10 protein-coding genes are annotated in these 11,974 nt (G+C 68.8%); 3 read left to right on the top strand and 7 right to left on the bottom strand.

The window, feature by feature from the left end; all coding sequences use genetic code 11:
- Positions 1–69 precede the first annotated feature (69 nt).
- Both ACFWNN_RS06015 and ACFWNN_RS06010 read left to right on the top strand, forming a co-directional pair.
- On the top strand, positions 70–702 hold the full coding sequence (locus ACFWNN_RS06015; protein ID WP_382438741.1) for a hypothetical protein: 633 nt from the start codon (positions 70–72) through the stop codon (positions 700–702).
- A 12-nt stretch (positions 703–714) separates the two neighbouring features.
- Positions 715–1,809 (top strand): RES family NAD+ phosphorylase, encoded by a 1,095-nt coding sequence (locus ACFWNN_RS06010; protein ID WP_382438801.1) that lies wholly within the window; start codon positions 715–717, stop codon positions 1,807–1,809.
- Between the two features lie 39 nt (positions 1,810–1,848).
- On the opposite strand, the gene ACFWNN_RS06005 is transcribed toward ACFWNN_RS06010, so the two are convergent.
- The 5 genes from ACFWNN_RS06005 to ACFWNN_RS05985 are packed head-to-tail and all read right to left on the bottom strand — an operon-like array spanning position 1,849 to position 7,499.
- Positions 1,849–3,216, bottom strand: coding sequence for a cellulose binding domain-containing protein (locus ACFWNN_RS06005; RefSeq protein WP_382438740.1), 1,368 nt, complete (start codon positions 3,214–3,216; stop codon positions 1,849–1,851).
- Positions 3,201–4,604 carry a beta-N-acetylhexosaminidase gene (locus ACFWNN_RS06000; RefSeq protein ID WP_382438739.1) on the bottom strand — a complete coding sequence of 468 codons (1,404 nt, stop codon included), beginning with the start codon at positions 4,602–4,604 and terminating at the stop codon, positions 3,201–3,203. The genes ACFWNN_RS06005 and ACFWNN_RS06000 overlap by 16 nt, the downstream gene beginning before the upstream one ends.
- A complete protein-coding gene (locus tag ACFWNN_RS05995) occupies positions 4,601–5,425 on the bottom strand; it encodes a carbohydrate ABC transporter permease (RefSeq protein WP_382438738.1) in 825 nt (274 codons plus the stop codon). The genes ACFWNN_RS06000 and ACFWNN_RS05995 overlap by 4 nt, the downstream gene beginning before the upstream one ends.
- Entirely contained in the window at positions 5,422–6,366 is a 945-nt protein-coding gene (locus tag ACFWNN_RS05990) for a carbohydrate ABC transporter permease (protein ID WP_382438737.1), read from the bottom strand. The genes ACFWNN_RS05995 and ACFWNN_RS05990 overlap by 4 nt, the downstream gene beginning before the upstream one ends.
- On the bottom strand, positions 6,363–7,499 hold the full coding sequence (locus ACFWNN_RS05985) for an extracellular solute-binding protein (protein WP_382438736.1): 1,137 nt from the start codon (positions 7,497–7,499) through the stop codon (positions 6,363–6,365). Before ACFWNN_RS05985 ends, ACFWNN_RS05990 begins: the two co-directional genes overlap by 4 nt.
- A gap of 278 nt (positions 7,500–7,777) precedes the next feature.
- Between ACFWNN_RS05985 and ACFWNN_RS05980 the strand changes: the two genes are divergently transcribed.
- The gene (locus ACFWNN_RS05980; RefSeq protein ID WP_382438735.1) at positions 7,778–8,539 is read left to right on the top strand and encodes a GntR family transcriptional regulator; all 762 of its coding nucleotides are present in this window, start codon (positions 7,778–7,780) and stop codon (positions 8,537–8,539) included.
- 5 nt (positions 8,540–8,544) lie between these two features.
- On the opposite strand, the gene ACFWNN_RS05975 is transcribed toward ACFWNN_RS05980, so the two are convergent.
- Positions 8,545–10,242, bottom strand: coding sequence for a cation:proton antiporter (locus tag ACFWNN_RS05975; RefSeq protein ID WP_382438734.1), 1,698 nt, complete (start codon positions 10,240–10,242; stop codon positions 8,545–8,547).
- Positions 10,243–10,293: 51 nt separating this feature from the next.
- Positions 10,294–11,907, bottom strand: a complete 1,614-nt coding sequence (locus ACFWNN_RS05970) for a purine-cytosine permease family protein (RefSeq protein ID WP_382438733.1) — start codon at positions 11,905–11,907, stop codon at positions 10,294–10,296.
- Positions 11,908–11,974: the final 67 nt, after the last annotated feature.

Below are 11,974 nucleotides of genomic sequence, written 5' to 3'. Positions count from 1 at the left end.
TCTTTCTGACCAAATTTTCCCGCTGCTACCAGGGCAGAATGTCCCGTCTACGGAACGGGAGTGGTGCGCGTGGCGGTGCAGCACATCATCGACGCGCTCGTCGCGGACTGGGACAGGGTCACCCACCTGCTCGGACCTGACGGGCGCACCCGGCTGCGCGGGCTGGTGGACGCGTTGCGGTCAGCCCAGAGTTCCGACGAACGGGCGGCCATCGCACATGCCCTGACGCGGTTGCTCGGCGAACTCCTCCCCCACGACGACCCGGTTTTCGCCGACGCCGGAGTCCGTTATGCCAACCCAGGGCAAATTCGCGAGCTCGACCGCCTTCTCGTTGCCATCTCCGGTGACGCGCGCTTGTACGGAAGGCCGCGCAGCGCGAAAGAACGCATTCTCACGCACGACTGGGAATCAGCGGCGGATCTCCGCGAACGCGGGCACGCGCCGGACGCGTTCGGGGTGATCAAGCTGCACCGGGACGACGGCAGCGCGTCCGTGCCGCTGTTCCAGTTCGACGAGTCGGGCACACCGCTGGAGGTCGTGTTGCGGGTGAACTGGTTGCTGCGCGCCCACGAGGACCCGTGGGGTGCGGCGGACTGGTGGTTCAGCACGAACGCCTGGCTCGCCGAGCCGCCGTACGAGCTGATCGGACGGACATCCGACGACCTGCTGCTGGCCGCCGCCGTCGCGGTGACGGAGGGCTGAGCCGTGCCCGAGATGCCTCCCCCGCCGGCGCTCACCGGTACACCGGTCCGCGAGACGATCCCAGCGGGAGCGACGTTCCACCGCGTCCACCGCGCGGACCTGGACGCCGACCTCTTCGACCCCCAGCACCGCGGCGTCTTCGGTGGTGGGAGGTTCGACGCGTGCGTCGGCGCCGAGCACCACACGCTCTGCATGTCCGCCGCACCGGAAACCGCTCTCGGGGAACGGTTCCTGCGCGAGTTCGCCTTCGCGGACGGCAGCCAGCGGCTCCTCCAGCGGTCGGCGCTGACCGGGCAGGTGCTCACCGAGATGCGCACCACCGCCGACCTGAACCTCGTCCGCCTGTACTACGCACCCGACCTCGCCGCGGTCCACCAGGACTTCTGGCTCACCATGACCACGCCGAACCTGTTCCACGCCACCAGGGAGTGGGCGGAGTGGCTGCACCGCGTGGTTCCCTGGGCGGACGGCATCCTCTGGCAGTCCATCGCGGACATGCCGAAGCAGACGGTCGTCCTGTTCAGCGACCGGTGCGCCGCTCCTCCGGCAGCCGGGCCGTCCCGGGCCCTCGACGACCCGGCGGAGCTGCCGTGGCTGATCGACCTGCTCAAGCCGTACGGCGTCGAGGTGAACCCACCGCTGCCGTCGTCGCCGAAGTTCTTCATCAACTTCCGCACCGGTGACGCGGAGGCCGTTCCCGAGCTGCTGCACCGGGAACTGGTCCGCCGGCTCGGCGAGAAGGCCGTGTTCTACGACGTGCGGTCGATGCGACCGGGCCTGCCCGACTTCGCTGAGACCCTCGAGGAGAACGTGCGCGGCTGCGAGACGCTGATCGCCGTCGTCGGCCGGCGCTGGGAGAGCCAGACGAACAACGACGGCAGGCGGTTCCTGGAGGATCCGGAGGACTGGGTGCGCAAGGAGCTGATCCTCGCGCACCAGCACGACAAGAAGGTGGTCCCGGTGCTCGTCGGCCTGCGCGGCGCGCTCCGGGCCGAGTCGCTGCCCCCGGAGCTCCAGCACCTCGTGCACATCCAGATGCACCACCTGCGGCGCGGGTACGGCGACCACGACATCGCGGTGCTGGTGGACGAGCTGCTGAAGGACTGAGACGGGCGCCCCGAAGAGCTTCGGGGCGCCCGTCCGCGGTCACACGTTGTCGGTGTGCGTGACGCCCGCGTTGCGGTAGTCCTGCACCGCCGTCTTCACCTGGGCCGGGCTCAGCACCTGGTCCTTGGCGAAGTACACGTAGTCGACCTCCTGCTGGTAGGCGCGTTCGGCGCTGCTGCCCTGCAGGCCTCCCGAGATGAACCAGAGGTTGAAGTTGATCGACATCGGCGTCTCGGGGTAGTACTTGTCGCCGTGGTCGGCGACCAGGGTGCCGTCGATGTAGTACTTCACCCGGCCGTTCGCTACCTGGAACACCAGGTCGTGCCAGCCGTTGTAGCTCTGGCGCTGCTCGTTGTGGATGTTGTCGGCGACCCACGGCTCGTTCTGGTAGGTCTCCCACGTGGTCTCGTACATGATGTTGCCCTGCTCGCCCCAGCCGCCGTTGGGCAGGTACTCGAAGTCGATCTCCCCGTAGTTCGGGGCCATCGGCGCGTCGAGCGGGGTGATGGTGAAGAACGTCTGCACGACGTGGTCACCGTCCGGGCCGAACACCGGCGCGTCGCTGAACTTCACCCGCGACGCGTAGGTGCCCTCGAAGAACTTGCGCTGGTGGAACATCTCGGTCTGCTTGGCCGCGGAGCCGTTGTTCCACGAGTCGAGGCGCATGACCTTCTGGCCGTCGACGGTCGGGAACGTGACGCGCGAGGCGTCCCACTCGGCGCCGGGGACACCGGGGCCGCCCGCGCCCGACCGCACGGTCCAGCCGCGCTGGCTGATCCGCGAGTCGCTGGAGTTGGTGTAGGCGAAGTCGTCGAACATCTTGGGGCCGTTGGGGTTCGGCGGCGTCGTCGTGGTCGTCGTGGTGGTGGGCGGGGTGCCACCGGGCGGCGTGCCCCACAGCAGCGTGCTGCCGCGGTGGACGGTCACCTTGTTCCACGCCGAGTAGGTGCTCTCGCCGCGGAACGAGTAGTCGTCGGTCTGGGTGATCGGGCCCCAGTTGGTGCGGTAGAAGCGGAGTTGCAGGTCGCCCGAGTCGGCGCCGGGGTTGAGCGTGCCGGCGCCGGAGGTGAAGCCGACCTCAAGGTAGCGGTCGGCCGGGCCGCCGGTGAGGGTGCCGAACTGGCCCGTCACGTTGCCGCAGCCGCGCACGGCCCACGAGCAGGCGAACCGGTAGCCGACGTCCGGGGTGTCGGCCTTGAAGTAGTAGCGGATCTTCACGTCGGCCAGCGGCACGCTCGTGCTGCCCGAGTTGACCAGCTTGAACCAGGGTTCGGCCTGGTCGGTCGTGGCACCGGACGCGCTGGTCCGGTACTGGGCGGTGATCGCGTCGGCGGCGAACGCGTTCGGTGCGACGGCCAGTGCGGCCACCGCCAGTGCCGCGCAGGACGCGGCTAGGAGTGCTCGCAACGTTCTCTCCTCATTTCGGCAGGGACGGACAGGGCGGCGAGCCTTGACGAGTGGAGGCGCATCCTGGTGGTGAAGCCCTCCCACTCGGGGCGCTGGGACCAGAGGGTGTCGGCCAGCGCGGCCAGTCGGGGAAATGCCAGGTATTCCAGGTGGTTCCGGTCGCGCACGTGCTCGGTCCACAGCTGGCACTGGGCTCCGAGCACGCCGTCGGGCAGCGGCACGTGGTAGACGTCGCGGGTGGTGACGACGTACCCGGGCTGGCCGGGTGGTTCGTGCGTGCCGTCGGTCTGCGGGTAGTCGAGGTAGGTGGAGGTGTGCGGGGCCATCACGACCGGTTGGCCGCGATCAAGTGCCTTGGTGGCTTGGGTTTCGTCCTTCCACGGCATGAGGACGGACCGCGCGTCGCCGGTCGGTTCCCACGCCGCCGGGGTGCGGCCGCGGTCGAGCACGTACTTGCTCGCCTGCTTCAGGAACTGGGCGTGCACGTCCTCGGGCAGCAGGCACTCGTCGCCGCCGAGGTGGACGTGGTCGCCGGGGAAGATCTCCAGCACCTCGGCCAGCACCTCGCGGACGAACCCGAGGGCGTGCATGCCGAACGCGGCATCGCTGATGCCCCAATGGGTCCAGACCGGCAACGGCTCGGGGGCGATGCCGAGGTCGGGGTACGCGGCCAGCGCCGCGCGGGCGTGACCGGGCATCTCGATCTCCGGCATGACCCGGATGCCGCGGTCGGCGGCGTGCGCGACGAGCCCCTCCAGTTCGGAGCGCGTGTAGGTGCCGCCGTGCGGGACGCCGTCGCCGTTGGTCTCGGTGCGCCAGCCGCCGATCGAGGTGAGCCGCGGGTGGGCCGGGACGGGCACGCGCCAGCCCTGGTCGTCGGTGAGGTGCAGGTGCAGGACGTTGAGCTTGTGGAACGCCATCAGGTCGATGAACCGGCGCAGCACGTGCACCGGCTGGAAGTGCCGTGCCACGTCGAGCATGAACCCGCGCCACGGCAGCCGCGGCACGTCCCGGATGTCGACGCCCGGCAGCGTCCACTCCACATCGGACACCCGGTTCGGCCGCAGCGCCTCGGGTGGCAGCAACTGGCGGATGGTCTGGACGCCGTGCGCCAGGCCGTCCTTCGTGGCCGCCCTGAGCAGGACGCCGTGCTCGTTGACGGTGAGCGCGTAGCCCTCCTCGCCGAGGCCGACGAGCTTGGCGTCGAGCGCGATGAGGACCTGGCCGTAGTCCGCGAGCGGCAACGGCAGTCCGGTGGCGGGCCTGAGCAACGTCCGCAGCAGCCGGGCGGCGGACTCGGCGCCGGGTGTGACCCTGATGCTGGTGCCGCAGTCGAGCGTGAACCCCTTGCTGCGCCGGACGATCCTGGTCGGCAGCGGCACGATCATCCCTTCACCGCCCCTCCGACGATGCCGGTGGTGACCCGGCCCTGCAAGACGACGAAGATCAGCAGCACCGGCAGCATGAACAGCGTGGAGGCGGCCATCGTGGCGCCCCAGTCGGTGCCGAACGTGTTGTTGAACGACGACAGCCAGACCGGCAGCGTGCGGTCGTCCTGGTCCTTGATGATCAGCACGTTGGCGAAGGCGAACTCGTTCCAGGCCGTGATGAACCCGAACAGCGAGGTCGCCAGCAGACCCGGCGCGAGCAGCGGGAACACGACCTTGCGGAACGCCTGGCCGCGCGTGCAGCCGTCGACCTGCGCGGCCTCCTCCAGGTCCACCGGGATGGCCGCGAGGAACCCGCGCAACGTCACGATCGTGAACGGCAGCGTCATCATGAAGTAGACCAGCGTGAGGATCCAGAGCGTGTCGAGCATGCCGGTGTCGCGGGCGATCACGTAGATCGGGATCAGCAACGCCTCCCACGGCGTCATCTGCGCGACGAACACCATCAGCACGAACGCCCTGCGCCCCTTCCACTGCAGCCGGGCGATCGCGAACGCGGCGAGCAGTGCGACACCGAGGGCCAGCAGCACCGCCCCTCCCGCGACCAGCAGGCTGTTGCGCCAGAACGAGAAGAAGCCCTGGGCGGCGATGGCGGTGCCGAAGTGGTCGAACGTGAGCGGGATCGGCAGGAACGTCGGCGTCTCGCTCTGGATGTCCTTGGTGGGCTTGAACGCCGTCAGCACCATCCAGTAGACGGGGAAGACGGAGATCGCGAACACCACCAGCGCCGCCGTCGTGCGGGAGATCCTCCCGATCATCATGCTTCCCGCTCCTGCCGGTAGAGCTGGCGGAAGTACGCCAGCAGTGCGAGCACCAGCAGCACGACCATCAGCATCGAGACCGCCGCGCCCAGGTCGTAGCGCTGCAACGACTGCGCGACCTGGAAGGCGTAGACGGGCAACGTCGTCGTGGCCTGCCCCGGACCGCCCTGGCTGATCACCCAGATCTGCACGAACGCCTTGACGACCCAGATCACTTCCAGGCACGTGATCAGCCCGAACATGGCGCGCAGCATGGGGAACGTGATGGTGGTGAACACCCGCCAGGCGCCGGCGCCGTCGATCCGCGCCGACTCGTACAGCTCCTGCGGCACGGTGATCATCGCCGCGTACAGCGACAGCGCGGCGAACGGCACCGACTGCCAGACGATCAGCGCGACGAGGATGCCGAACGTGGCGTCGCCGTCCGCGAACCAGGTGTAGCCGCGATACTCCTCGAAGCCGAGCGCGACCAGCGCCCAGTTCACGATGCCGAGCCGGGACTGGAAGAGCCACTGGAACACCGTCGTGGCGGCGATGATCGGCGTCGCCCACGTCAGCACCAGGCCGCCCATCACCAGGAACCGCAACCACTTGCCGAGCCGCACCAGCAGCAGTGCGACCAAAGTGGACAGCGCCATGATGAGCACGACGTTGATCGCGGTGAAGTACAGCGTCCTGCGCACCACGCCCCAGAACTCGGGGTCCGAGAGCACCTTCGCGTAGTTGGCCAGGCCGACGAACTTCGCGTCGCCCCGGACGAGCTGCGGCAGCCCGAACTCCTGCACCGAGATGATCACGTTGCGGATGAGCGGGTACAGCAGCAGGTACGCGGTGGTGAGCAGGGTGGGTGCGATCAGCAGGTACGGCAGGATCGGACGCTTGCGCCTCGGCGGCGGGGCCGGTGCAGTCTCCTGCACCGGCCTCTCGGCGAGGAGCGTCATTTGCCGGAGTTGAGCGCTTGGGTGATCACTTCGTCGGCCTTCGCGGCGGCCGTCTTCGGGTCGGCGCCGGTGAGCACCGCCGTCTGGAACTCCTTGATCGGGTTGCGGGCCTCGACCGCCGCCCAGTTCGGCGAGTTCGGCGTGGCGAACCCGTTGGCCGCACCTTGCGCCATGGCCGCCGTGCCGGGATCGCCGCCGACCGCGTTCGCGAGCGACTTGCGGTTCGGCACGTAGTTCATCGCCTTCGCGAGCTCGACCTGCCACTTCTCGCCGGCCAGCGCCTTGACGACCTCGTACGCGCCGTCCTGCCTGCTCGACGCCAGCGGGATGATCAGGTCCGAACCGCCGGTGAACACCGCGCCGGGCTTGTCCGCGGCCTTGCCCGGGATCGGGAAGAAGCCGATCTTGCCTTCCAGCGCCGGGTTGGCCTTGGTGACGAGCTTCGCCGCGCCGGGCACCGCGATGAACTGCGCGACCTTGCCGCCCGCGACCACGTCCGTCTGCTGCGGCTTGGACTCGTCGGCGTCCTTCGGGCCGTCGCCGAGCGCCTGGAGCCGCTTGTAGAAGTCCATGCCCGCCAACGCCTCCGAGGTGTTGAGCGAGCCCTTCCAGTTGCCGCCGTCCTGCTTCGCGAGGTCGCCGCCCTCGTCCCAGACGAACCCGGACAGCGTGTACCAGTTCTGGCCGGGCAGGTAGATGCCCTGCTGCTCGCCCTGGTCGAGCTTCGCGGTGGCGGCGAGCCACTCCTCGCGCGTCTTCGGCGGCGTGACCTGCGCGGCCTCGAAGAGGTCCTTGCGGTAGATCACGACCCGGTTGGCCGCGTAGAACGGAACGCCGAACTGCTTGCCGTCGACCGCGCCGGGGTCGGCGAGGCCGGGGATCCAGTCGTCACCCTGCAGCTCGGACTTCCTGCCGGACAGGTCCGTGACGCCCTTGCTGGCCACGTACTGCGCGACCTGGGTGTTGCCGACCTCGATCACGTCCGGCGGATCGGTGCTGGCCAGCGCACTGGTCACCTTCTGCGTGATGCCGTTCCACTCCTGGATCTGGATCTTCAGGTCGAGGTTCGCGTGGTCCTTCTCGAACTCGGTCTCGAACCTCTGGACGAAGTCGTCCGTGGCCGTGTCCTTCATGAGCCACACGGTGATCTCCTGCTTCTCACCCCCTCCTGCCTCCGTGCCGCAGGCGGACAGGGCGAGTGCAAGAACCAGTAAGGCAGCGGAGCGCGACACGACTCACCTCTCGCTGGGATGTGACCAATTGGTCAGGTCTCGACGGGTGAGGTAGAAAGTGGCATAGACCACTTCTCCGGTCAATCCCCAGTTCGGACGCGTGGGAGCGCTCTCGATCTTCAACGGGCTGGTTACTTACCAGTGGTATGCCATACTGGCCGCCGACGAAGCGGAGAGGCATGGCCGAAGCGATCCTGAAGCGCGAGCGGGTCCGCGACCACCTGCTCGAACTCATCGAGACCCACCCCGCAGGAGCCCCCATCCCGGCGGAACGCGTGCTGTGCCAACAGCTCTCGGTGTCCCGCCCCACCGTCCGCTCGGCGGTGGAGGAACTGGTCAACACCGGCCTGCTGGTCCGCCAGCACGGCAGGGGCACCTTCGTGGCCCGCGCCAAGATCACCCAGGAGATGGTGTCCGACACGGGGTCCATGTCCCTGCCCCAGGCGGGCGGGGTGTGGTCGTCGCGCGTCCTGGAGCACGCCCGCATCCCGGCAGGGGCGAGGGTCGGCCGGCGGCTGCACGTCTCCCCCGCCGCCGAGATCCACTACATCGCCCGGCTGCGGCTGGTCGACGGCGAGCCGATGGCGTTGGAGTACCTGCACGTGCCGGCTTCCGTCGCGCCTTCGTTGACGTTGCACGACATGGAGTCCGGGGACTTCTACGAACGGCTGCGCGAGCACGGCGTGCACGTTTCCGAAGCGGTGCAGTCGATCGAGCCCACGGTGGTGAACGAGTCGGAGGCCGCGTTGCTCGCGGTTCCGGTGCTGGCGCCGGCTCTGCTGTTCGAGCGGCTCACCACCGACGCCGAGGGGCGGCAGGTCGAGTACGTGCACTCGATCTACCGGGGTGACCGGTACAAGATCGTGTCACGGCTGACGCTCGGGGCGTCGCCGCGCAACGCGGTGGACGTGCAGGCGAAGGTGAGCGGCAACCCGTTCTGACCGCGTCACATGAAGCGGGCGCTCTGGCTGTCGATGAACGTCTGCGCGCGTTCCAGCGTGTGCGAGGCGTAGGTGCCGCCGGCCCGCGCGTCCAGCAGGGCGTTCTGCTGCGCGTCCGTCATCATCCGCTGCAGCTCGAACCGTTGGTGCACCGACTTGTCCGGGTCCTGTTCGAGGAACTTCTTCTCGATGCCCTCGCTCATCGCGATCATGCGTTCGAGCGTCTGCTCCAGCAGGTGCTCGTCGAACGGTTCCCCGCTCTCCCGGCACAACGTGTCGCTCTCCAGCAACGTCCGGCTCGCCGTCACGAGCTCGCCGGCCAGCCGGGCGTACTCGCGGCGCGAGTGGTCGTCGTCATCGCCCCTGATGCCGAGCCACCGGATCACCAGCGGCAGCGACCCGCCCTGCACGACCAGGGTGAGGATCGCGACGGTGAACGCGATCAGGATCAGTTCGTTGCGGTACGGCAGGTCCTCCGGCAACGTCTGGGCGGCCGCCACGGTGACCACGCCGCGCATGCCGGACCAGGCGAGCACCGCGCCGCCGCGCCAGCTCAGGCCCTCGGTCGCGTAGAACGCCACGTCGGCCTGTTTGCGTTGCAGCATGCGGATGCCGCGGTCGTAGCGCTTCTCCTCGCCGGGCTGGGGGCCGCGTGCGGTGAACCTGTCCACAAAGGCCTCTAGCTTGCTGGTGAACGCGTCGGCGCGGCGTTGCTGGCGCCGCAGCAGGGCGATCACCGGGATGGTGAACGCCACCCGCAGCACGACGAGCGCGACCGTGGCCACTGCGCCGATCACCAGCGTGCGCGCCAGGCCGTCGTCCGCCACGGCGCTGACGACCGAGGTGAGTTCGAAGCCCATCAGCAGGAAGACGCCGTTCTCCAGGATCAGCTGGATGGTGCGCCAGTTGGTGCGTTCGGAGATGCGGTCGTGCGCGGTGAACTTGCGCGCGCTCTGGTGACCGGTGATCAGCCCGGCGACGACGACGGCGATCACGCCGGACGCGTGCACCTCCTCGGCCGGGATGAACGCCAGGAACGGCACCACGTACGAGATCGCCGTCGTCAGCACGGGCTGGCCCTGGATCTTCGAGCGCGCCCACACCGACACGATGCCGACGGCGGCACCGATCGCCACGCCCACGGACACGGCGTACGCGAAGTCGCCCAGCGCGCTGCCGAACGACACGCTGGCCGTGATCGCGACGATCGCCGTGCGCAGCAGGACCAGCGCCGTCGCGTCGTTGACCAGGCCCTCGCCCTCCAGGATGGTCACGAGCCGCGGCGGCAACCCGAGCTTCTTGCCGATCGACGTGGCGGCCACCGCGTCCGGCGGGCTGATCACCGCGCCCAGCGCGAGCGCGGCCGCGAAGCCGATGTCCGGGACGAGCCACCAGATCAGCAGCCCGGTGCCGAACGCGGACACGATCACGAGCAGGACCGAGAGCGCGCCGATGGTCGCGAAGTTGCGTCTGAAGTCGACCACCGGCACGTTCACCGCCGCCGAGTACAAGATCGGCGGCAGCACGATCACCAGGATCCACTCGGGTTCCACGACCAGGTGCGGTGCGCCCGGCACCTGACTGCACGCCATGCCGACCAGCACGAGCAGCACCGGCGCCGCCACGCCCAGCTTGGGCGCGGCGTACGACACCACCACGATGATCAGCACCGCCGCGACGGCGAGCAAGGCCCATTCCTGCATGACGTGCAGTTTGCTCGATCAGAACGGACCTCGCCCGTGGAGGCGCGCCGGTCAGGTGGCGGGAAGCACGTGGCGCCCGTCACGGTCGGTGCTCAGGCACAGCGAGCAGATCTGGCCGCCCTGCGCGCTCGCCGTCATGTCCGGCCGCTCGTACGACTCCGCGCACACCACGCAGTCGTACCGCGTGCCGCTCGGGTTGCCGTCGGAGTCCAGCAGCGGCTCCTCGATGCCGTCGTCGGTGCGGCGCAGGTAGAACCGGCCGCGCGTGACGATCGCGAGCAGCGGCGTCAGCACGATCGGGATGCCGACGGCGACCAGCGGCGAGTACGGCTGGACGCCCGCGCCGAACAGTCCGAAGTAGACCGAGATGGACAGGATGGACGACGCGAGGAACGACCCGACGCCCACCGGGTTGACCGCGAACAGCATGCCGCGGCGGAACTCGGGCTGCTTCGGCGACAGCTTGAGCACGTACTTGTTGATCGCGATGTCCGCCGCGACCGTGACGACCCACGCCATCGCGCAGTTCGAGTAGAAGCTCAGCAGGTTGTTGAGGAAGCTGAACATGTCCGCTTCCATCAGGATCAGCGCGATCGCGAGGTTGACCAGCACGAACACCAAGCGGCCCGGATAGCGCTTCGTCACGCGGGTGAACGAGTTCGTCCACGCGAGCGACCCCGAGTAGGCGTTGGTGACGTTGATCTTCACCTGGCTGAGCACCACGAGCACCAGCGCCAGCGGCACCACCAGCCACGCGGGCATGAACTGCTTGAACACGCCGGTGAACTGCTCGATCGGCTCCACCGCCGCGACCTTGCCGACCGCGTCGAGCACGTAGATCGCGAGGAACGCGCCGATCGCCTGCTTCAGCGCACCGAACACCACCCAGCCGGGCCCCGCCATCACCATCGACGTCCACCACGCGCGCCGGTTCTCGGCCGTGCGGGGCGGCATGAACCGCAGGTAGTCGATCTGCTCGCCGATCTGCGCCATCAGCGACAGGCAGACGCCCGCGCCGAGCATCACCGCCGCGAGGTTGACCCCCTGGTCGCCGTACGACAGCCACCGGCTCACCGACGACGGGTCCGCGATCACCAGGTACAGCAGCGGCGCCACCATGAGCAGCAACCACAACGGGTTCGTCCAGCTCTGCAGCTTCGCGAGCACCTTCATCCCGTAGATCACCAGCGGGATGATGACCAGCGTCGACGCCAGGTACCCCAGCCACAACGGCAGGCCCAGCGCGTACCGCAGGCCCTGCGCCATGATCGAGCCCTCGAGGGCGAAGAAGATGAACGTGAAGCTCGCGAAGATCACGCTGGTGATCACCGAGCCGTAGTAGCCGAAGCCCGACCCACGGGTGATCAGGTCGAGGTCGATGTTGTACCGCGCCGCGTAGTAGGCCAGCGGGAAGCCGGTCACGAAGATGACGACGGCCGCGAACGCGATGGCCAGCAACGCGTTCCCGGTGCCGTGGGTCAGAGCGATGCCCGCGCCGATCGAGAAGTCCGCCATGTAGGCGATCCCGCCCAGCGCGGACGCCCCGACGACGGCCGGCGTCCAGCGCCGGTACGTCCGCGGGGCGAACCGCAGCGTGTAGTCCTCCAGCGTCTCTTTCGACGCCGCCGGAGCCTCCGCGCGCTCCACAACCTGGTCAAGGGTCATGGAGTTCGACGCTACGAACCGCGCGTTTCCAGCGATCACACGGTTTGTGACGGCCGAGTCACGCTAT

This window comes from Lentzea sp. NPDC058450, assembly GCF_042721395.1.
GTDB lineage: Bacteria > Actinomycetota > Actinomycetes > Mycobacteriales > Pseudonocardiaceae > Lentzea.
Note: the sequence above shows the minus strand (reverse complement) of the source record. Positions and strands in the feature narration are given on the sequence as shown.

Excerpts from the sequence above, each read along its gene's own strand:
- ACFWNN_RS06000 (WP_382438739.1), bottom strand. The coding sequence starts at position 4,604 with ATGATCGTGCCGCTGCCGACCAGGATCGTCCGGCGCAGCAAGGGGTTC.
- ACFWNN_RS05990 (WP_382438737.1), bottom strand. The coding sequence starts at position 6,366 with ATGACGCTCCTCGCCGAGAGGCCGGTGCAGGAGACTGCACCGGCCCCG.
- ACFWNN_RS05975 (WP_382438734.1), bottom strand. The coding sequence starts at position 10,242 with ATGCAGGAATGGGCCTTGCTCGCCGTCGCGGCGGTGCTGATCATCGTG.
- ACFWNN_RS05995 (WP_382438738.1), bottom strand. The coding sequence starts at position 5,425 with ATGATGATCGGGAGGATCTCCCGCACGACGGCGGCGCTGGTGGTGTTC.
- ACFWNN_RS05970 (WP_382438733.1), bottom strand. The coding sequence starts at position 11,907 with ATGACCCTTGACCAGGTTGTGGAGCGCGCGGAGGCTCCGGCGGCGTCG.
- ACFWNN_RS05980 (WP_382438735.1), top strand. The coding sequence starts at position 7,778 with ATGGCCGAAGCGATCCTGAAGCGCGAGCGGGTCCGCGACCACCTGCTC.
- ACFWNN_RS05985 (WP_382438736.1), bottom strand. The coding sequence starts at position 7,499 with ATGAAGGACACGGCCACGGACGACTTCGTCCAGAGGTTCGAGACCGAG.
- ACFWNN_RS06010 (WP_382438801.1), top strand. The coding sequence starts at position 715 with ATGCCTCCCCCGCCGGCGCTCACCGGTACACCGGTCCGCGAGACGATC.